This window comes from Mesorhizobium sp. M0062 (genome assembly GCF_040323125.1).
GTDB lineage: Bacteria > Pseudomonadota > Alphaproteobacteria > Rhizobiales > Rhizobiaceae > Mesorhizobium.
In genome coordinates this window covers 70388-89532 of sequence record NZ_JAMYUO010000024.1, presented here as the reverse complement: position 1 = coordinate 89532, position 19145 = coordinate 70388, and the positions used below count along the sequence as shown (strand labels likewise).

Here is a 19145-nt window from a genome sequence, read left to right as displayed (position 1 = left end):
GGCGCACAACGCGCCCGACATCGGTGGAGATCGTCGCGGGTTTCTTGGATCGTCCCCTTTTCTGCAGTACGAGCCCCATTCTCGAGGGTCCATTCTCCACCGCAGCCTAGGGAAGCGGCGTCGCAAGACGGCCTGAGGCATGCGCCCGGTAAATTCCCGCATGCGAGCACTCGTCCTGCCTGTCTAAGGTTCCGAGTCTAACCGCAAATCCTCGATTTTTTCCGCCAATTCCAACATATATATTCCGGTCGCCGCAAGAAGCCATAACAACGATTTCCAATACTACCTATTCTTGCAGAAACTAAAAACGCTACACTCGCGTAATCATATCGGTAACGGATGCTGTTCAACCTGCGTACAGGCAACCAACACGGGGAGCGTCATTATGGATTTCTTTAAAAGTTTAACAAAGGCCTTGGCCGGTGGCGCGGTTACCGTGGCTTTGTGCTTTCCGGCTGGCGCGGGCGGGCTCAGTGTGGGCATCGGCGGCAGCGGTGGGGTGGGTGTTTCGGTCGGCGGCAGTGGCGGCGGGCTTGGCGTCGGTGTCTCGGTCGGCGGGAGCAAGGGCGTCAATGCCGGAGCGACGGTCGGAGGCACCAGCGGCACCACCGCCAGTGTCGGCGCCTCGGTTGGCAGCGGCGTTACCGCCGGCGCCGGCGTATCGGTCGGCACGGGCGTCGGGGTCGGGGTCGGCGCAACCGTCGGCAGCAGTGTCGGGGTCGGCGCCGGGGTCGGGGTGGGCAGTGGAGTGACGGCCGGGGTCGGCGTCGGCATTGGCACACAGACAACGTCCACCAGCCCTAGGGATCCCAACACGCCGGCGGTGCCGGCGCGGCCGGCGGTGGTTGCCATCAGCGCCATGTCGGCCGGCCAGATCGCCAAGATGAAAAAACGCTGCGCCAGCGTGCTCAGCGGCAAGGGCACCTACGACCGGGACCTGAAGGAGCTCTGCCGGATATTGGCGCGGCGCTGAGTACCGCAACATCGCATCTGCCGTGGGGCGTCAGTCTCTCAGCCAGCCACTGCCGCAAGGTGGCGGGCATTCTTAGGGGGTAGCTTTGCCAAGCGGTTCAGATTTTCGCGGAAAGGCGGAACCGCTCAGGCTGTGCGCTTTCATCGGCGGCATTTCGCATGGCTTGGTCGCCGAGCCGAAGGAAGCGCGCCGCCCGGTAGCGGCCTTGCGCTAGAGCATTTCGCCGAAACGGCGAACCGCTCTATCTGTTTGTTTTTACGAAATTCCCAAGGAAAGCGCGCACACTTTTCCTGGATTGCGCTAGCCTCTGCCGTCCGTCCGGTCACCCGTTTGGGCCGGCTCAAAGATTCACCTCTGGCCTTTTGTATCACCCGCTCTAGCTGCTTTGTGTTAGGCTCGTCATGTTAGCCTTGTCTTGCTGATGGAGGTTTTGATGGATCGGCGATCATTCTTGACAGCATTGTTCGGCGTTGCGGGGGCCGCGGCGCTTGCTACCGCGGTTCGGCCTCTCGAGGCCGTGGCCGGGGTTCCCAATATCGGTAACGGCATTCTCGATGAACTCGACAAGCAGGATGCCAATTTGTTTGATGACGACGAAGGCCCGGGCGATGTCGAGCAGATCTCGCATCGGCGATGGCACCATCGTCGCCACCACAGGCGGCATGTCTGGAGACGGCACTGCCGCACGTTCTGGCGGCATGGCCGGTTGCGCCGGCGCTGCTATCGCAGGCGCTCCTTTGTCGTCTTGCGGTTCTAACCGCGGCACGTTCCCGGATAGACCCTGCCCTGAGGCGCAAACACCAAACAGACCCATCCCGATTTGCATCGGGATGGGCTGGTTCAACTTTATCCAGCCACAGCTGCCACCGACTCCCGCTCGACCAGCGGGCATTCCAGCTTGGTGATGGGATAGCGGCCGCGGCCGGCAGGCGGCGGCACTTCGAGCTGTTCGATCGCCCATTGGCCCATCGCCATGTGCGGCAGGATCGATGTCGTCAGCGGCGGGAACAGATGGCGGGCGATCTCCTCGTCGTCATAGCCGACGACGGAGATGTCCTGCGGGATGTGCAGGCCCGCCTCCTTCAGCGCTTCGTAGCAGCCGATGGCCGTGCGGTCGTTCTGGCAGAAGATGGCGGTCGGGCGCTCTTTCAGCGCCAAAAGCTTCACGGTCGCGGCATAGCCGGCGCTCGCCGACCAGTCGCCCTCGACCACCAGTTCGGGATCGAACGGGATGTCGGCGGTGGCGAGCGCCCTGCGGTAGCCTTTCAGCCGGTCCTGCGCGGCCTGCATCCACGGCTCGCCGGTGATGGTGGCGATGCGGCGGTGGCCGTGGCCGATCAGATGCCGGGTCGAGTTCTGGCCGCCGGCGATCTCGGACGGCACCACGGCCGGGAAGGCATAATCGGCCGTGTAGCAGTTGAGCAGGATGACCGGTATGTCGAGGCCGTAGAGGAAGTCCGGCGCCGTGATCTCCCGGGTGAAGATGGTCATATAGATCAGCGCCGAGATGCCGCGCCTGGTGAGCGCCGCAACGGCGCGCGGCTCCATGACGGCGTCGCCCATGGTCTGCGCGACGAGCAACACATTGCCGGCGTTCCACGACGCCTGGCGCGCACCCTCGATGGCGACAACGGCTTCCGGGCTTGTCGCCAGCTGGTCGACAGCGAAACCGATGACACCGTCAAGTCCATCGAAGGCGGCAACAGGTTTGCGCAGCGCCGAGAAGGCGGGTGCTGCGTAGCCGAGCGCACGCGCGGCGTCGATCACCCGCTCGCGCGTCTGCTGCGACAGCCGGATGCCGGGCGAATCGTTGAGCACGAAAGAGACGGTCGCCTGCGAGCAACCGGCTGCCCTGGCAATGTCGGTCATGGTGACGCGGCCGCCCTTGGCAGCTCTCGCCGGCGCCTTGCGCCGCTTCGCCGTGTCGTCCGGATCCCTCGTCTCGCTCATGGCATTGCGTCCCAATCCCCAGCCTGTCTAGTCGCAAGCCTGCCACACCGACAAGATGGTGTCGCGCCGTCGACCAATGGAAATAGTCGAAGGCGTTTATCTTTATTAGCAGCTTTGAAGTTCGCCGCCATGCCGCTTCGGGCCGCGTGAAATTCGAGGACTGCAAGGCATCTGCTTGCGCGAAGCCGTGCTGCACCTGTTCGGGCAAACTAGACCTAGGGCCACCGCCGAGTGTCCGCGCGAGACCTCTGCTAATAGTGTTTACTAATACAAAACGACGCTGTAACGTCAATCCGCCGTGTCCGGTCAGGTGGGACCCCGTGCGGCGAGAAGTGCACGTGAATGGCCCGATGGCGAGCGGGGTTTGCCTCCGCAAGCCTGGTTTCGGACATGTGATATGTCAGACAAATCAGACTATTTACGAGCACGGGATGAGTCTCTAAAGTCCGTGATCGCGACCGACGACGCCATTCTTCAGCGCCGGGAACCCCTGAGGAGGAGGGCGTCCAAATCGCGAGCGGCAAGTCAGTGAATTCAGATCGGTTCAGTCCGACGACTGAGCCAAAACGGGAGGTTGAACATGAAATCCTTGATACGACATGCATCCGTGGCCACCGCAGCCCTGCTGCTTGGCCTGACCGCGACAGCCATTGCGCGCGCCGACGACAAGCCGACGCTTGCCTTCGTCGTCAACGGCGCTTCCGATTTCTGGAAGGCCGCCGAAGCCGGCGTCAAGAAGGCGCAGGCCGAATTGCCCGACTACAATCTCGAACTCAAGTATCCCGAGCAGTCCTCGGTCGCCATCCAGCAGCGGCTGATGGACGATCTGGTGACCGCCGGCGTCAAGGGCATCATGGTCTCGGCCGTCGACCCCAAGACCTCGACCGACGGTCTGAACAAGATCGCGTCGGAAACGGCGCTGTTCACCACCGACTCCGATGCCCCGCAGACCAAGCGCGTCGCCTATATCGGCTCGTCCAATGTCGACGCCGGCAAGCAGGCGGCCGAGATCGCCAAGAAGGCGATGCCGGACGGCGGCAAGTGCCTCGGCTTCGTCGGCCTGCTCGGCGCCGACAATGCCAAGGAACGCATCCAGGGCATGAAGGACGGCCTCGCCGGCAGCAAGATCGAACTGGTGGACGTGCGCGGCGACGACATCGACCAGGCGCGCGCCAAGAAGAATGTCGAGGACGCGCTGGTCGCCAGCCCCGACATCACCTGCATGGTCGGCTTCTATTCCTACAACACGCCGCGCATCTATGAAGCGCTGCGCGACGCCGGGAAGCTCGGCTCGATCACGGTCGTCGGCTTCGATGACGATCCGATCACGCTGGGCGGCGTCAAGGAAGGCACCGTGGCGGCGACCGTCGTGCAGCAGCCCTTCGAATGGGCCTATCAGGGCATGAAGCTGATGGCCGCCTATCTCAAGGGCGACAAATCAGGCATTCCGGAAGGCGGCCTGATCATCATCCCGACCAAGATCATCGGTAAGGACGATGTCGACACCTATGCCGCCAATCTGAAGGCGATGTCCGGAAACTGAGACCACGAGCAGTTGCGCCGGCTCAGGGTTCGCCTTGAGCCGGCGATCGTGTTGACGGGCCGGCCAAGGCCCGTCAGTCTGTAGCCCACCGGCTGCTGGCAAGCCTGATCAAATATGGCGTGATGAATTATTCCGACCCATCCATCGTCGCAACCACCCCGTTCCTCGGCCTCGAGAACGTGCGCAAGACCTATCCGGGCGTGGTGGCGCTGGACGGCTTTTCCATGGAAGTCAGGCCGGGCGAGGTGATCGGCCTGGTCGGCGAAAACGGCGCCGGCAAGTCGACCTTGATGAAGATCCTCGGCGGCGTCACCAGGCCGGACAGCGGCGCCATCACCGTCGACGGCGTTGCGCATGACGGGCTCACCGTCGAAGGCAGCCTGGGGTCGGGCATCGCCTTCGTCCACCAGGAACTCAATCTGTTCGAAAACCTCGATGTTGCCGCCAATATCTTCTTCGGCCGCGAGCCGTTGCGCGGCGGGCCGCTGAGATTGGTCGACCGCGCCAAGCTGCGCGAAATGGTGGCGCCGCTGCTGAAGCGTGTCGGCGCCAACTTTTCCGCCGATACGCCGGTTGCCTCGCTGTCGCTTGCCCAGCAGCAGATGGTCGAGATCGCCAAGGCGCTGTCGATCAAGGCCCGGCTGGTCATCCTCGACGAGCCGACATCGAGCCTGCCGCTTGCCGAAACCGACAAGCTGCTCGACGTCATCAAGGCGCTGAAGGCCGATGGCATCAGCGTCATCTTCATTTCGCACCGGCTGCATGAGGTCGAGCGCGTCGCCGACCGCGTCGTGGTGCTGCGCGACGGCATGCTGGCCGGCACCTTGCCGAAGAGCGCCATCAACCACGACCAGATGGTCAAGCTGATGATCGGCCGCATGCTGAAGGAGCGCGAGAAGGCCTCCGAGGCGGCGCGGGCGCCGGGCGCCACGGCTCTCTCGGCCAAAGCCATCCGCACCCCCGCCTACCCTGCCCGGCCGGTCGACCTCGACATCAGGCGCGGTGAAATCCTCGGCCTTGCCGGTCTTGTCGGCTCCGGCCGCACCGAACTGGCGCGGGTGTTCTTCGGCATCGACAGCACGCTTGGCGGTGGGCTCGAACTCGACGGCAAGCCGCTTGTACTGGGTTCGGCGGCCGATGCGGTCGCGCATGGCATTTTCCTGGTTCCGGAAGACCGCAAGCTGACCGGCATTTTGCTTGACCTGTCGATCGCGCAGAACATCTCGCTGCCCAACCTGCCGGCGCATGCGAAGCGTCGACTGGTGTCGGCAAGCGCCGAGACCGCCACCGCCGAGAAGCAGAAGAGCAATCTCGGCATCAAGGCGCCGTCGGTGCAGACGCGAACCGGCACGCTGTCGGGCGGCAACCAGCAGAAGGTGGTGCTGGGCAAATGGCTGGCGATGAACCCGAAGGTGATGATCCTCGATGAGCCTACGCGCGGCATCGATATCGGCGCCAAGGCCGAGATTTACGGGCTGATGCGAGCCTTGGCCGATGCCGGCGTGGCCGTGCTGATGATCTCCAGCGACATGGAAGAGGTGATCGGCGTGTCCGACCGCATCGCCGTCATGCATGAGGGCCAGATCTCGGGCATTCTCGACAAGGAACAATTCAGCCAGGAAAACGTGCTGTTGCTGGCGGTCGGCAAGCCGGCAAACTAGCGGGCTTCAGGCGATTGCCGGTCCGGCGCATTGGGGAGAAGACGATGAGCAAAAAAGATCTCGGCCTGCTGATCCTGATCCTGGTGGTCGGCGCCGTGGTGACCGCCATCAACCCGCGCTTCCTTTTGCCGATCAACCTCGCCAACACCTCGAACCTGATCGGCCTGTTCGGGATTCTCGCCATCGGCCAGGCCTTCGTCATCATCACCGGCGGCATCGAATTGTCTGTGGGATCGCTGGTGGCGCTGCTCGGCACGCTGTTCATCGATTTCATCGCTGTGCGCGACATGCCATGGCCGGTGGCGCTGCCGCTGATCCTGGTGCTGGGCGGCATCATCGGGCTGGCGCATGGCTGGCTGATCACAAGGCTGAAATTGCAGCCCTTCGTGGTGACGCTGTGCGGCCTTTTGATCTATCGCGGGGTCGCCCGTTTCTATACCGCCGACGGCACCGCCGGCTTCGCCTTCGGCCAGAATTTTCCCGAGCTCGAATTCCTCACCGCGGGCCGCAGCTATGGCGTGCCCAACAGTTTCATCGCACTGATCGTCATTTCGATCGTCATGTGGGTGGTGCTGCACCGCTCGGTGTTCGGACGCTACCTCTATGCCATCGGCAAGAACGAAGAGGCGGCTAAATATTCGGGCATCCGCACCGGCCGCGTCGTGATGGCCGCCTATGTCATCTGCGGCGTTCTGACGGCGCTGTCGGCGATCTATTTCGCCATGTACACGCGCTCGATCTCGCCGGCCAGCCACGGCCAGTTCTACGAACTCTACGCCATTGCCGCCGCCGTGCTCGGCGGCTTCTCGCTGCGCGGCGGCGAAGGCTCGCTGGTTGGCGTCATCCTGGGCACCGTGCTGCTGCAGGAGTTGCAGAACCTGGTCAATCTGCTCGGCATCCCGTCCTCGCTCAACTTCGCGGTGATGGGCGGCGTGATCCTGATCGGCGTGCTGGTCGACCAGCAATGGGGCGTGTTCCGCGCAAGGCGGCTGATGCTCGATGCCAGCCGCAAGACTGTCGCGGCCGAGTAGCGCTACATCACGCCGGAGATATCCGAGAAGGCCATCGCCTTGCGCAGCACCTCGGCGAAGCGTTCTCCGGCGGCTTCGCGCTGGCCGCCGTTGTCGATGGAGGTGACACCGGGTCCGGACAAAGCGACATTGGCGCTGCGGGCGAGCCGAGCCAGCACTTCGCCGCGCGATTCGCGGCCGCGCTGGGCGAGACGCTCGGCGAGGATTTCCGGCGAAGCGGTGATCTCGACGACAGCCAGATTGGCATAGCGCTCCCGCAGCACCGGGATGACTGCGCGCGAGACATTGGCCACGGCGACATGGCCATTGGCTATCGACCAGTCGACATCGGCCGGGATGCCATAGCGCAGGCCGTGCGCCTCCCAGGAAATGGCGAAAGCGCCGTCGGCCTGGGCCTCGGCAAAGGCGGCGTCGGCCAGCGTGTCGTGATCCTCGCTTGCGGCGTCGCTCGGCCTGGTGATGACCCGGCGGACGAACTCCAGCCTCGTCTCGTCGGCAAACAAGGTGCGGGCATAGCCGATTACCGTATCCTTGCCGGCGCCGCTCGGGCCGACGACGGCGACAAACACGCCGTTGCGGAGCGGAAAGGCCTCGCTGCTGAGTTCGCGCTCGATCGACGCCGAGACCATCAGGCGACCCGGCGCCCTTGGCGCCAGACAGTGCGCACGACCGGCACATGGTCGTCGACGCGCACACGCACCAGATCGGCGCGGCGGCCCTGTTCGATGACGCCGCGGTCGTTGAGGCCGATCGCCTCCGCCGGATTCTTCGACACCATCGCAACCGCCTGCGGCAGGGAAATGCCCTCGACGACGTCGCCGAGGAAGAAGGCCGACTGGATCAGGCTGAAGGGAATGTAGTCGGACGACAATATGTCGAGCAGGCCGTCGCCGGCCAGCGTGCGGGCCGAGACATTGCCCGAATGCGAGGAGCCGCGCATGACGTTGGGCGCGCCCATCAGTACGCCGAGCCCGGCATCCTTCGAGGCCTTGGCGGCTTCCAGCGTGGTCGGGAATTCCGCGACGCGCACGCCCTGCTCGATCGCCTCGTCGACATGGCCTGATGTGGCGTCGTCATGGCTCGCCAGCACAATGCCCCGCTCGTTGCAGGCGGCTGATATCGCCACCCGGTTCGGTCCCGAATTCTTCGCCGATTCCGACATCCGCTTTTCGCAGAACAATTGGAAGTCGCGATCGGTCAATTTCAGCTTGCGCTGATAGTAATGGGCGTAGGTCTCGAGATTGACGAACTGACGCTGTCCCGGCGCATGGTCCATCAGCGAGGCCAGCTTGACCCGCTCGTCGCCATCGAAATTGGCGAAAGCCCGCAAGCAATCCGGCGCCGAGACCTCACAGCGCAGGTGCAGGAAATGGTCGGCCCGCAACCGGTCTTTCGCGACGCTGTCCTCGATCGCGCCGGCGAGCTTGCGGATGTCGTCGGAGGTAATATCCGCGTCCTCGTCCATGCCGACACGCAAAGCGTCGAGGACGGTGGTGATGCCGGCGGTGGCCACCTGCGCGTCATGGGCAAGGACGGCGGCGATCGGGTTCCAGCGCACTTTCGGGCGCGGCGCATAGTGGCCTTCGAGATGGTCAGTGTGCAGCTCGACCAGGCCGGGAATGATGTAGTCGCCGCCCATGTCCTCGCCGCCCATGCTCCCGCCGGTGTGGCCGGTGCCGGCGTCGACGCCGGAGATAAAACCGTCGCGCAGCACGAGCGACCCTTCGACGATCTCGTCGGCAAGCACGATGCGGGCGTTGTGGAGAACAGTTTCGGCGGTCATTCAGGCAGTCCTTGCTTACTGGGACGAATTGCGGTCAGGCGGTTTTTCGGGCAGCGCGGCGGCCGAGCGCATGATGCGAAAGCACCATGAACGGAGCGCCCGGTTCGGTTTCGACGAACAGCGTCAGCGCATCCACCAGCACCGGCTGCTGCAGCACATCGGCGAACAGGCTGTCAATTGCCGCGCGCAGACGTTGGCTTTCCTGCGGCCCGGCCCGGCCGGACAGTGTCATGTGGAAGCGAAAGGTCTCAAACACATAGGGATAGCCCCACTGGCAGAGATTGCGGAACTCGGCCGGCTTCAGCGAATCCGGGCTGCGCCGCTCGATCTCGGCCTCGGTGAGCGGCGCGCGAAAACGGTCGAAGCTAAGCACGACATCATCGGCGAAACGGTTGAGCGGCGGCAGCGGGCCTTCCGGCAGCAAAGCGAAGAAACCATCGATCTGGCTGACGACCAGGCGCGGGATGGTGACCGTCGGCGTTGCTTCGGCAAAGGCGTCCAGCGCCGCGCGCAACGAGCTTTCGGTTTCGTTGGCGGCCAACCGGAAGGGCGCTTTCAGCGTCGCATGAAAACCGTAGCGCCGCGCCGATGCGGTGTGAAAGGCGACTTCGGCCGCCGACAGCTCGCCCACCGCCTCGACCGGCCTGGTGGCGGCGCCAAAGGGGTCGCGGCCCAGCCAGTTGGCGGCGATCCGCGCCAACGGCTCGTCCTGCCTTGGGGTGAAATAGATGGCGTAGCGCATCGAAAAAAATCCTCGTCAGCCCGCTGACATAGGTGATTTCCATGACGGATTGACGAAGCTTATGCGGGTTTTCGAAGGCAAATCGACCCCATGGATCGTTAGCCGACGATTTTTTCCTGCTGGACCAACAGCATCCGCCGCAAGCGAAGGCCGATCAGGCCTTCATCAGCCACTCGTGCTCGGGCGCATTGTGGAACTTCCACGTCCGCTTCGGCCCGGCCATGACGTTGAGGTAATAGAGGTCGTAGCCGTGGCAGGCGGCGCAGGGGTGATAGCCCTTGGGCACCAGCACGACATCGCCGTCCTCGATCGCCATGGCTTCGTCCAGCTCGCGGGCGCCGGTCTTGTCGGCGTCGGTGTAGACGCGCTGGAAGGCAAAGCCCTGCGGCGGGTTGAGGCGGTGGTAATAGGTTTCCTCAAGATAGGATTCGGCCGGCAGATTGTCCTGATCGTGCTTGTGCGGCGGGTAGCTCGATGTGTGGCCACCGGGCGTGATGACCTCGACCACCAGCAGCGAGTCGGCGGGCTTGCCCTCGGGCAATATGTTGGTGACGTAGCGCGTGTTGGTGCCTTTGCCCCGAGTCTCCTGGCCGAGGTCGTCGGGTGCGATGACGCGAACGGGCAAGCCGCCGCCCAGGCCCGGCGCCGAGCAGACCGCGAGTTCGAGATCGGTGTCGGCGGTGACCGACCAGTCCGAACCCTCCGGAATATAGACCGACCACGGCTTGCCCTCGAAGGGCGACATGCGCTCGCCGAGCAGGCCGAGTTCCTGGCCGCCGGCCCTTGCCGTGCCCTTGCCGGTGACGAACACCAGGCAGACTTCGCGATCCTGCGTCTTGCCGGATGCGGTCTCGCCCGGCTTCAGGCGGTGCAGGTCGAAGCCGACATAGGTCCATCCGGCGCTTTTGGGCGTGACATGGGCGACGCGGCCATGGCCCTTGTCGGCTTTGACGAGCAGTTTCGACATGTTTTGTCTCTCCTATCGCAAGTCTTCGAGGTCGGCCTCTCAACTTCGTCATCCTAGAGCGAAGCTCCGTCGCGAAGACCCTAGGATGACGAAGCGAGGGACGTTCCGGCCAATCACCGACGTAGGCGATACGCCAGGTGTCGAGTGTCCGACCCGCAAGCCCTTCCGAGCCACGGCCGCTTCATTCCTTCGGTTCGGCGTCCGCCTTCGCTTCGCCGGTCTTCGGTCGATCAGGCGCAGCCTTGCTCTCCTCCACCGGCTTGTAAAGATAGAAGAACTGCCACACCGCGTAGGCGGCAAAGCCGAGCGCAATGATGCCCCAGAATGGGGTGCCGGAGGCGAATTCTATTCCGGCCCAGATCACGCAGACGGCGACGACGGCAACGCGCCGCCACAGCGGCCGGAAGAACGGGTGCTCGTAATCCTTCATCGGACCGGCTTACGCATTGGGAAAGCCTTGCGTCTCGACCGTGTAGCCGGCCGCCGTCATCACCCGCATCAGCTCCTTGTAACCCACGTGGGCCATCTTCAGCGGCGGGTTCTTTTTCGGGTCCTGCTCGGCCTCGACGACGAACCAGCCTTCATAGCCATGGTCGGCGAAGCGCTGCACGATGGCGCCGAAATCGAGCGAACCGTCGCCAGGCACCGTGAAGGCACCGAGCGCCACGGCGTCGAGAAAGGACTGCTTTGTGCGGTCGAGCCCGTCGATCACGCCCATGCGCACATCCTTCACATGGACATGGCTGATGCGCTTGTGGTGGTTGTCGATGGCGCGCAGCACGTCGCCACCGGCAAAGGCGAGATGCCCTGCATCGAGCAGCAACGGAATGCCTTCGCCGGAATGGCGCATGAAGGCATCGAGCTCCGGCTCGGTCTCGACCACCGCCGCCATGTGATGGTGATAGGACAGCGGCATGCCTTGCTCGGCGCACCATTCGCCGAATTCGGTGAGGCGCCTGGCATAGGCCCTCATCTCGTCGTTGGACAATTTCGGCTTCGTGGCGAGAGGCCTGGAGCGATCACCCTGGATCGAGCGGCCGACCTCGCCATAGATGATGCAAGGCGCATTCACCGCCTTGAACAGGTCGATCATCGGCTGGATGCGATCCTTGTTCTTGCCCATGTCCTCATCGACCAGCGTGCCGGAGAACCAGCCGCCGCACAGCGTCACGTCGGCCTTTTTCAGGATAGGCAGCATGATTTCGGGGTCATTGGGAAAGCGGCGGCCCATTTCCATGCCGGTGAAGCCGGCCGAGCGCGACTGGCGCAGGCACTCTTCCAGCGAGACGTCGTCGCTGAGTTCGGCAAGATCATCGTTCCACCACGCAATGGGGGACATGCCCAGTTTGGCTTTCAAGTTTTAGCTCCGGTTTCTTGTTCACCCTCCCCCTTGTGGGGAGGGTCGCTGCGAAGCAGCGAGGTGGGGTGCGGCGCCAGACCCCCACCCGGACCTTCGGTCCGACCTCCCCACAAGGGGGAGGTAGGGGCCGGGTGCATGTACATCAATCGCCGATTGTCTGCATCTGCCGCTTTTCGTCGTAGGCCTTGCGGGCTGCGTTGACCTGCGGCCGTGCGGAGACTTCCGGCACCGCGACATCCCACCAATGGCCGCCGGCATCGGTGGAAATCAGCGGGTCGGTGTCGATGACCAGCACGGTGGTGCGGTCGTTGGTTTTCGACTTTTGCAGCGCGGTCTCCAGGCCGGTGATCGACGGCACCTTCTCGGCAATAGCGCCCATGCTCGCCGCATGCGCGGCGAAGTCGATGTCGGGCAGGATCTCGTGGCGCGCGTCCTTCAGGAGGTTGTTGAAGTTGGCGCCGCCGGTGGCCATCTGCAGCCGGTTGATGCAGCCATAACCCCTGTTGTCGAGCACCACTATGGTCAGCTTCAGGCCGAGCATCACCGACGTGGCGATTTCGGAATTCATCATGAGGTATGAGCCGTCCCCGACCATGACGACGACCTCCTGGTCGGGCTTGGCCATCTTGGCGCCGAGCCCGCCGGCAATCTCGTAGCCCATGGTCGAGAAGCCATATTCGCCATGGTACGAGCCGGGCGCGCCTGCCTGCCAGAGCTTGTGCAACTCGCCCGGCAGGCCGCCCGACGCGTTCAGCAAGGTCACGCCGGATCCCAGCGCGCGCTGCACGGCGCCGATCACCTGCGCGTCCGACGGGAAGGCGGCGTTGGTCGACGCCGTCACCTTGGAGGCTTCGGCCTGCCAAGCCTTCTTGCCTTGGGTCGCATTGTCGGTCCATGTCGCCGGTGCTTTCCAGTTCCCCAGCGCAGCACCGAGTTCGGCGAGCCCTTCGGCCGCATCGGCGACCAGCGGCAGCGCGCGGTGCTTGCCGGCGTCGAAAGGCTGCACGTTGAGGCCGATGATGGTCTTGCCGGAGTTCTTGAACAGCGCCCACGAGCCGGTGGTGAAATCCTGCAGGCGGGTGCCGATGGCGAGCACGACATCGGCTTCCTCGGCCAGCCGGTTGGCCGCGGACGTGCCGGTGACGCCAACCGCCGCCATGTTGAGCGGATGTGTGTCGGGCAGCGAGGACTTGCCGCCTTGCGTCTCGCAGACCGGAATGCCGGCGCTCTCGGCGAATTTCGCCAGTTCGTCCGAAGCCTGCGCATACAGCACGCCGCCGCCGGCGATGATCAGCGGTTTTTTCGCACCCTTCAGCGCGGTGACCGCCGCCGCCAATTCATGCCGGTCCGGACGCGGCCGGCGCTGGTGCCAGACGCGCTCGGCGAAAAAGCTCTCGGGATAGTCATAGGCCTCGGCCTGCACGTCCTGGCAGAGCGACAGCGTCACCGGGCCGCATTCCGCCGGATCGGTCAGCACCTGCATGGTCCGCGCCAATGCCGGGATGATCTGCTCGGGACGGGTGATGCGGTCGAAATAGCGCGACACCGGACGGAAGCAGTCATTGACCGTCGCGGTGCCGTCGGAAAAGTCCTCGGCCTGCTGCAGCACCGGATCGGGGATGCGGTTGGCGAAGACATCGCCCGGCAAAAACAGGACGGGCAACCTGTTTACGTGGGCGAGCGCCGCCGCCGTCACCATGTTGAGCGCACCGGGGCCGATCGAAGAGGTCGCGGCCATGAAGCGGCGGCGGAAATTGGCCTTGCCATAGGCGATCGCCGCATGCGCCATCGCCTGCTCATTGTGGGCGCGGAAGGTCGGCAATTCGTCGCGCAGCTGGTACAGCGCCTCGCCGATGCCGGCGACATTGCCGTGACCGAAGATCGCCCACACACCGCCGAAGATGGGCACTCGTCTGCCGTCGATCTCGGTCATCTGCTTGCTCAGAAAGCGGGTCAGCGCCTGCGCCATCGTCAGGCGGATTGTCTTGCTCATGGTGTTTTCCTCCGCAGTCCTCTTGCCGCGCCTTTATGCTGCTTTACGGCCACGCGCGGCAAGCCACGCTTCGGTCAACTGTTCGAAGCGCGCGGCCATGTCGGCGATAGCCTCGTCATCCGTCATCTTGCCTGCCAGCCATTGTTCGGCGGCGTGGACGAAGATGGTGCGGCCGACGGCAAAGCCCTTGACGATCGGCGCCTTGGCGGTGGCGGCAAAGGCCGCTTCCAGTTCGTCCTGCGGCGCTTCGAGACCCAGCAGCACGACGCCGCGGCACCACGGATCATGCTTCAGGATCACCGCTTCGATCTTGGCCCAGGCGCCGGCCGACGCCTGCGGTTCGAGCTTCCACCAGTCCGGCTTGATGCCAAGCGCATAGAGTTCTTCCAGGGCGCGCGGGATCGTCGTGTCATCGAGCTTGCCGTGCTTGCCGGCGATGATCTCGACCAGAAGCTCCCGGCCGACCTTCCGCGCGGCTTCGAACAGCGAGCGCAGCTTCTGCTGCTGCTCTTCCTTGAGCGCTGCCGGATCGTCGGGGTGATAGAAGCACAGGCATTTGATGCAGTGGTCGACCGGCCATTCCACCAGTTGCGAGCCGATGTCCTGCGAGAACTCGAAGCGCAGCGGCCGCGAGCCCGGCAGTTCGACGGGACGGCCGAGCCAGGCAAAGGGGTGGCGGGCGAATTCGAACATCGCTTCGCGGCCATGCTTCTCGTCGATCAGCATGCCATAGCCGTCGCGGCCGGCGGCGACTTTCGCCGCAGCCTTGACCGCCAGCACCTTGAAATCGCGGATGCGCGCCGGATCGGCGCCGGTCTTTGCCGCGACGTCCTCAAGCTGCACACGGTGGTCGCAGGCGAGCGCCATCATCGAGGGGATATCGCGGCGGCGGGTCGTCGCCCAATGGATGTGGTTGATCGCCTCGTCCTTGCGCAACGCTAAGTGCTTGCTGCCGTTCTTGAGGAAGAACTGCAATTCCTCGAAGGTCGGATATTCCGGCGCGCAGAGCAGCCGCGACACGGCGAAGGCGCCGCAGGCATTGGCCCAGGTCGCCGCTGTCGCATGATCTTCCCCACCCAGCCAGCCGCGCAGGAAACCGGACATGAAGGCATCGCCCGCGCCCAGCACATTATAGATCTCGATCGGAAAGCCCTTGCCGACGACACCGTCTTCCAGATCGTCGCTGATCGGCCCGTCATAGACGATGCAACCCATGGCGCCGCGCTTCAAGACGATGGTCGCCGAGGACAGAGCGCGGATGGTCTTCAACGCACTCAGGCAATCGTCGGCGCCCGAGGCGATCATGATCTCTTCCTCGGTGCCGACGATGAGATCGCAATCGGGCAGCACCGTCTTCAGCTGGGCCGAGACGCGGTCGGATTTGACATAGCGCTCAAAACCTTCGGCATGGCCGGCGAGCCCCCAGAGGTTGGGGCGGTAGTCGATGTCGAACACCACCTTGCCGCCCTTGGCCTTGATGATGCGGATCGCCTTGCGCTGGGCGGCGTCGCTGTTGGGCCGGGAAAAATGCGTGCCGGTGACGACGATCGAGCGGGCCGAGGCGATGAAGGCTTCATTGATATCTTCTTCGGCGAGCGCCATGTCGGCGCAGTCGCTGCGATAAAAGATCATTGGCGAGACGCCTTCGCTCTCGACCGAAAGCAGCACCAGGGCCGTCAGCCGTTCCTGGTCGGTCTTGAGCCCATCGACATTGACGCCTTCGCGCCGCAGCTGCTCGCGGATGAAGCGGCCCATCTGCTCGTCGCCGACGCGGGTGAGCAGCGCCGAGCGCAGGCCTAGTCTCGCCGTGCCAACCGAGATGTTGGCCGGGCAGCCGCCGACCGATTTGGCAAAGGAGGTGATGTCCTCCAGCCGCGAGCCGATCTGCTGGCCGTAAAGGTCGACGGAAGCGCGACCGATGGTGATGACATCGAGCGTCGCCTGTTTGGCGTCCACGGCTTCGCTCATTGGAACCTCCCGTCGGTCTTGTTGTCTTGAGCAACGTAGTTGGGGGACACGCGCGAGCGGCAGCGTGGCGCCGGGAATATGAAATAATAATTCCAATCCATAGTCAATATGGAATGAGCATTCCTTCCGGGAATTCGAGCGCCCGGCGCCGGCCTAGGCTTTGCGCTTCTTGCCCGTGCTGCGCCGCTTCTCGCCGACGCCGACGGTGAGCGCCATGGCCAGCGCCATGGTGGCCGACAGCGAGCGGAAGCCTGCGAAATCGGCCTCGGCGACTTCGAACCAGACCTTGGCGAACTGCGCTAGTGGCGAAAACGAACTGTCGGTGATGGCGACGATCGGCACGCCCTGTTCGGAAATGGTGCGGGCTTCCTCGATGGTGGCCGGTGCGTAGGGCGAGAAGCTGATGGCGATGACGGCGTCGGCCGGGGTGGCGAAGGCGACCATTTCGGCATTGAGGCCGGCGGCGGATTCGATCAGCTGGTTGCGGATCTTCAGTTTGCCCAAGGCATAGGCGATATAGCTTGCCACCGGGTAGGAGCGCCGCTTGGCCAGGACATAGATGGTCTCGGCCTTGGCCAGCAGCGAGATCGCGTCTTCCAGATGCGCCTCGTCGAGCGTTCGCGAAATATCGTTGAGCGAAGTGCTGGCGGCGGCGACGAAGCCGTCGAAGATGGCTCGGTGTCCAGCACCCGCATCGGCCTTGGCGCGCAGCGCCTGAAGGCGTTCGTCATAAGAGGAATTGCGCTCGCGCAGCCGCTCGCGAAACACCTGCTGCAAGCTGGTGAAGCCGTCAAAGCCTAGTTGCTGGGCAAAGCGGATCAGGGTGGACGGCTGCACGCCCGCCGAAGCAGCGATGCTGGCGGCGGTGCCGAAGGCGATGTCATCAGGGTTGTCGAGCGCGTAGGCGGCGATCTGGGCGATGCGCTTGGGCAAGGTTTCACGGCGATCGAGGATCGTGGCGCGCAGCGTCTCGAAGTCGCGAGGTACCCGTTCGTCCATCGTCGCCCCGTCCAAGCTCACCTAAAGCGCGTCGCGGTGAAACGGATGTGCGATGCGCTTTAAGTCTTTGTTTGATGCATGCCGTTGTCCCAGAACCGCGGCACACTTCTGGGCGACATGCATTAGAGCATGATGCCGAAAAGTGTGCAGCGGTTTTCGGACGACATCATGCTCTCTTTAACCCAAGTGACGTCCTCTCTGCCCCATCATAGCGAGCCTGCGCAAGAAGGCCATAAAAAATGAGGCAGACATTCCATTCGGAGAAGAAATGGACTAATTCATCCATCGATCGCTTCAGTTATTGGGAGAAAGAAATGGTCGGCGTTGGTCTTATTGGCACGGGTTTCATGGGCAAATGCCACGCCATTGCGTGGAGCGCCGTCGGCGCCGTCTTTCCCGATGTCGCCAAGCCGAAGCTGGTCCATCTCGGCGAGGTCAACGAGGAGCTGGCCAAGCGCAAGGCCGGTGAGTTCGGCTTCGCCAAGGCGTCGGGCGACTGGCGTGCCGTCGTCAACGACCCCGAGGTCGATATCGTCTCGCTGACCACGCCCAACCAGTTCCATCCGGAGATGGCCATCGCTATTCTCGAAGCCGGCAAGCATCTGTGGTGCGAGAAGCCGATGGCGCCGAGCTTTGCCGAAGCAGCGGCGATGGCGGCCGCGGCGAAGAAGTCCGGCAAGGTCGCAGCGCTTGGCTACAACTACATACAGAGCCCGGCCACCCGCCACATCGGCGCGTTGCTCGAGGAAAAGATCATCGGCGAGGTCAACCATCTGCGCATCGAGATGGACGAGGACTTCATGGCCGACCCCGAAGCGCTGTTCTTCTGGAAGCATGAGGCCGCATCCGGCTATGGCGCGCTCGACGATTTCGCCGTGCATCCGCTGTCGCTGGTCTCGACGCTGTTCGGCCGCGTCGCAAAAGTCATCTGCGACATGGCCAAACCCTATGTCGACCGCAAGCTGGCCAGCGGCGGCCGCCGTGCGGTGGAGACCTACGACATCGCCAGCGTTTTGATGCATCTGGAAAACGGCATTGCCGGCACGCTGCTGGTCAACCGCTCGGCCTGGGGCCGCAAGGGCCGCATCGCCATACAGATTTTCGGCTCCAAGGGATCGATCCTGTTCGACCAGGAGCGGATGAACGAAATCCAGCTCTACGTCACCGCCGATCGCCCGACCGAACAGGGCTACCGCACCATATTGGTGGCGCCGCACCACAAGCCTTACGACGCCTTCCTCCCGGCGCCGGGCCATGGGCTCGGTTTCAACGACCTCAAGATCATCGAGTGCCACGAATTGCTGACGCGGCTTGCCGGCAAGCCGGCACGGGTCATCGAATTTGCCGAAGGGCTGGAGATCGAGCGCACCGTGCACGCGATGGCGAGGTCGTTCGAGGAGAAGCGCTGGGTGGATGTGCGGTAAGATCCGCTTCAGCCGCCAGCGACAGCGTTCGCCTCCCAGCCACTGACCCAGACCTGCCGCAGGCGATCGCCTTCGCCCTTGAAGCGCAGCCCGGTCGCCCGGCAATTCGCGATGCGGTCGCTGCGGAAATTGCGGATGGCCTGGCGCAATTCGCACCAGGCGACGATGTTGGCGGTCTCTGAATAGTAGATCAGCGCGATTGGACGGATCAGCCGCTCGGAGGCGCGGCCGATTTCGTCGCGATAGGACAGGTCGAGCTTTTCCTCGTCGCGGATGGCGCGGCGCACAAGCGCCAGATCGATGGTGCCGATTGCCGGTGCAGCGAACCCCCAGACATGCAGTGCGTTGGCGTCGAACGCCTGGCGTAGTGGCGGCGGCACGGCGCCGGCGATCTTGGCGCTGACGCGCTTGGCCGCCTGCTTGAGTTCGCTGTCTCCCGTGCGCTCCAGCAGGGCGAGCGACAGGACGATCGCCTCCATCTCCTCGATTGAGAACATCAGCGGTGGCAGGTCGAAGCCGGGCCGCAATATATAGCCGATGCCACGCCCGCCTTCGATCGGCACGCGCATCGCCTGCAGTGCGGCGATGTCGCGATAGATCGAACGCACCGTGACTTCCAGCTGCCCGGCGATCATCGCCGCCGTCACCGGCTGCCGCGCCAGCCGCAGGATCTGGATGATCTCGAACAGGCGCGACGCCTTGCGCATTTCCTCTCCCTGATGAAACGCTACTGACACATCCCCGTCAGTTG

At 64.0% G+C, this 19145-nt stretch carries 17 protein-coding genes; 5 read left to right on the top strand and 12 right to left on the bottom strand.

The genetic code is table 11. The features are described 5' to 3' along the window. Window positions 1-385 precede the first annotated feature (385 nt). Window positions 386-973, top strand: coding sequence for a hypothetical protein (locus NKJ64_RS24000; protein ID WP_352463463.1), 588 nt, complete (start codon window positions 386-388; stop codon window positions 971-973). A gap of 445 nt (window positions 974-1418) precedes the next feature. On the opposite strand, the gene NKJ64_RS23995 is transcribed toward NKJ64_RS24000, so the two are convergent. Both NKJ64_RS23995 and NKJ64_RS23990 read right to left on the bottom strand, forming a co-directional pair. After that, on the bottom strand, window positions 1419-1673 hold the full coding sequence (locus NKJ64_RS23995; protein ID WP_198025848.1) for a hypothetical protein: 255 nt from the start codon (window positions 1671-1673) through the stop codon (window positions 1419-1421). A 146-nt stretch (window positions 1674-1819) separates the two neighbouring features. Further along, entirely contained in the window at window positions 1820-2923 is a 1104-nt protein-coding gene (locus NKJ64_RS23990) for a LacI family DNA-binding transcriptional regulator (protein WP_352463462.1), read from the bottom strand. 580 nt (window positions 2924-3503) lie between these two features. On the opposite strand from NKJ64_RS23990, the gene NKJ64_RS23985 reads away from it, so the two are divergent. From NKJ64_RS23985 to NKJ64_RS23975, 3 genes are all read left to right on the top strand, one after another. Beyond that, entirely contained in the window at window positions 3504-4466 is a 963-nt protein-coding gene (locus NKJ64_RS23985) for a sugar-binding protein (protein WP_023672352.1), read from the top strand. Between the two features lie 122 nt (window positions 4467-4588). Further along, a complete protein-coding gene (locus NKJ64_RS23980; RefSeq protein WP_023672351.1) occupies window positions 4589-6127 on the top strand; it encodes a sugar ABC transporter ATP-binding protein in 1539 nt (512 codons plus the stop codon). 44 nt (window positions 6128-6171) lie between these two features. Further along, entirely contained in the window at window positions 6172-7158 is a 987-nt protein-coding gene (locus NKJ64_RS23975) for an ABC transporter permease (protein ID WP_023684050.1), read from the top strand. 2 nt (window positions 7159-7160) lie between these two features. On the opposite strand, the gene phnN is transcribed toward NKJ64_RS23975, so the two are convergent. The 9 genes from phnN to NKJ64_RS23930 all read right to left on the bottom strand — a co-directional run bounded on the left by phnN (window position 7161) and on the right by NKJ64_RS23930 (window position 16970). Further along, window positions 7161-7790 carry a phosphonate metabolism protein/1,5-bisphosphokinase (PRPP-forming) PhnN gene (gene phnN, locus NKJ64_RS23970; protein ID WP_023744939.1) on the bottom strand — a complete coding sequence of 210 codons (630 nt, stop codon included), beginning with the start codon at window positions 7788-7790 and terminating at the stop codon, window positions 7161-7163. Beyond that, the gene (locus NKJ64_RS23965) at window positions 7787-8941 is read right to left on the bottom strand and encodes an alpha-D-ribose 1-methylphosphonate 5-triphosphate diphosphatase (RefSeq protein WP_023694645.1); all 1155 of its coding nucleotides are present in this window, start codon (window positions 8939-8941) and stop codon (window positions 7787-7789) included. Before NKJ64_RS23965 ends, phnN begins: the two co-directional genes overlap by 4 nt. A 34-nt stretch (window positions 8942-8975) precedes the next feature. Next, the gene (locus tag NKJ64_RS23960) at window positions 8976-9683 is read right to left on the bottom strand and encodes a DUF1045 domain-containing protein (protein WP_023703742.1); all 708 of its coding nucleotides are present in this window, start codon (window positions 9681-9683) and stop codon (window positions 8976-8978) included. Window positions 9684-9837: 154 nt separating this feature from the next. Next, window positions 9838-10650: a 5-deoxy-glucuronate isomerase gene (gene iolB, locus NKJ64_RS23955; protein ID WP_352463461.1), complete on the bottom strand. Its 813-nt coding sequence runs from the start codon at window positions 10648-10650 to the stop codon at window positions 9838-9840. Window positions 10651-10831: 181 nt separating this feature from the next. Further along, the gene (locus tag NKJ64_RS23950) at window positions 10832-11080 is read right to left on the bottom strand and encodes a hypothetical protein (RefSeq protein WP_023672345.1); all 249 of its coding nucleotides are present in this window, start codon (window positions 11078-11080) and stop codon (window positions 10832-10834) included. A gap of 9 nt (window positions 11081-11089) precedes the next feature. Beyond that, entirely contained in the window at window positions 11090-12007 is a 918-nt protein-coding gene (gene iolE, locus NKJ64_RS23945) for a myo-inosose-2 dehydratase (protein WP_352463460.1), read from the bottom strand. Between the two features lie 145 nt (window positions 12008-12152). Next, window positions 12153-14003, bottom strand: coding sequence for a 3D-(3,5/4)-trihydroxycyclohexane-1,2-dione acylhydrolase (decyclizing) (gene iolD, locus NKJ64_RS23940; protein WP_286455401.1), 1851 nt, complete (start codon window positions 14001-14003; stop codon window positions 12153-12155). Window positions 14004-14036: 33 nt separating this feature from the next. Next, on the bottom strand, window positions 14037-15971 hold the full coding sequence (locus tag NKJ64_RS23935) for a bifunctional 5-dehydro-2-deoxygluconokinase/5-dehydro-2-deoxyphosphogluconate aldolase (RefSeq protein WP_352463459.1): 1935 nt from the start codon (window positions 15969-15971) through the stop codon (window positions 14037-14039). A 153-nt stretch (window positions 15972-16124) separates the two neighbouring features. Then, window positions 16125-16970: a MurR/RpiR family transcriptional regulator gene (locus tag NKJ64_RS23930; protein ID WP_352463458.1), complete on the bottom strand. Its 846-nt coding sequence runs from the start codon at window positions 16968-16970 to the stop codon at window positions 16125-16127. A 314-nt stretch (window positions 16971-17284) separates the two neighbouring features. On the opposite strand from NKJ64_RS23930, the gene NKJ64_RS23925 reads away from it, so the two are divergent. Next, window positions 17285-18394: a Gfo/Idh/MocA family protein gene (locus NKJ64_RS23925; protein WP_352463457.1), complete on the top strand. Its 1110-nt coding sequence runs from the start codon at window positions 17285-17287 to the stop codon at window positions 18392-18394. Window positions 18395-18402: 8 nt separating this feature from the next. On the opposite strand, the gene NKJ64_RS23920 is transcribed toward NKJ64_RS23925, so the two are convergent. After that, window positions 18403-19101 carry a helix-turn-helix transcriptional regulator gene (locus NKJ64_RS23920; RefSeq protein ID WP_352463456.1) on the bottom strand — a complete coding sequence of 233 codons (699 nt, stop codon included), beginning with the start codon at window positions 19099-19101 and terminating at the stop codon, window positions 18403-18405. Between the last annotated feature and the right edge of the window lie 44 nt (window positions 19102-19145).

Bases quoted from the DNA above. Each gene is read 5' to 3' on its own strand.
- NKJ64_RS24000 (WP_352463463.1), top strand. From the start codon at position 386: ATGGATTTCTTTAAAAGTTTAACAAAGGCCTTGGCCGGTGGCGCGGTT.
- NKJ64_RS23995 (WP_198025848.1), bottom strand. From the start codon at position 1,673: ATGCCGCCAGAACGTGCGGCAGTGCCGTCTCCAGACATGCCGCCTGTG.
- NKJ64_RS23990 (WP_352463462.1), bottom strand. From the start codon at position 2,923: ATGAGCGAGACGAGGGATCCGGACGACACGGCGAAGCGGCGCAAGGCG.
- NKJ64_RS23985 (WP_023672352.1), top strand. From the start codon at position 3,504: ATGAAATCCTTGATACGACATGCATCCGTGGCCACCGCAGCCCTGCTG.
- NKJ64_RS23980 (WP_023672351.1), top strand. From the start codon at position 4,589: ATGAATTATTCCGACCCATCCATCGTCGCAACCACCCCGTTCCTCGGC.
- NKJ64_RS23975 (WP_023684050.1), top strand. From the start codon at position 6,172: ATGAGCAAAAAAGATCTCGGCCTGCTGATCCTGATCCTGGTGGTCGGC.
- NKJ64_RS23965 (WP_023694645.1), bottom strand. From the start codon at position 8,941: ATGACCGCCGAAACTGTTCTCCACAACGCCCGCATCGTGCTTGCCGAC.
- NKJ64_RS23960 (WP_023703742.1), bottom strand. From the start codon at position 9,683: ATGCGCTACGCCATCTATTTCACCCCAAGGCAGGACGAGCCGTTGGCG.
- iolB (WP_352463461.1), bottom strand. From the start codon at position 10,650: ATGTCGAAACTGCTCGTCAAAGCCGACAAGGGCCATGGCCGCGTCGCC.
- NKJ64_RS23950 (WP_023672345.1), bottom strand. From the start codon at position 11,080: ATGAAGGATTACGAGCACCCGTTCTTCCGGCCGCTGTGGCGGCGCGTT.
- iolD (WP_286455401.1), bottom strand. From the start codon at position 14,003: ATGAGCAAGACAATCCGCCTGACGATGGCGCAGGCGCTGACCCGCTTT.
- NKJ64_RS23935 (WP_352463459.1), bottom strand. From the start codon at position 15,971: ATGAGCGAAGCCGTGGACGCCAAACAGGCGACGCTCGATGTCATCACC.
- NKJ64_RS23930 (WP_352463458.1), bottom strand. From the start codon at position 16,970: ATGGACGAACGGGTACCTCGCGACTTCGAGACGCTGCGCGCCACGATC.
- NKJ64_RS23925 (WP_352463457.1), top strand. From the start codon at position 17,285: ATGGTCGGCGTTGGTCTTATTGGCACGGGTTTCATGGGCAAATGCCAC.
- NKJ64_RS23920 (WP_352463456.1), bottom strand. From the start codon at position 19,101: ATGCGCAAGGCGTCGCGCCTGTTCGAGATCATCCAGATCCTGCGGCTG.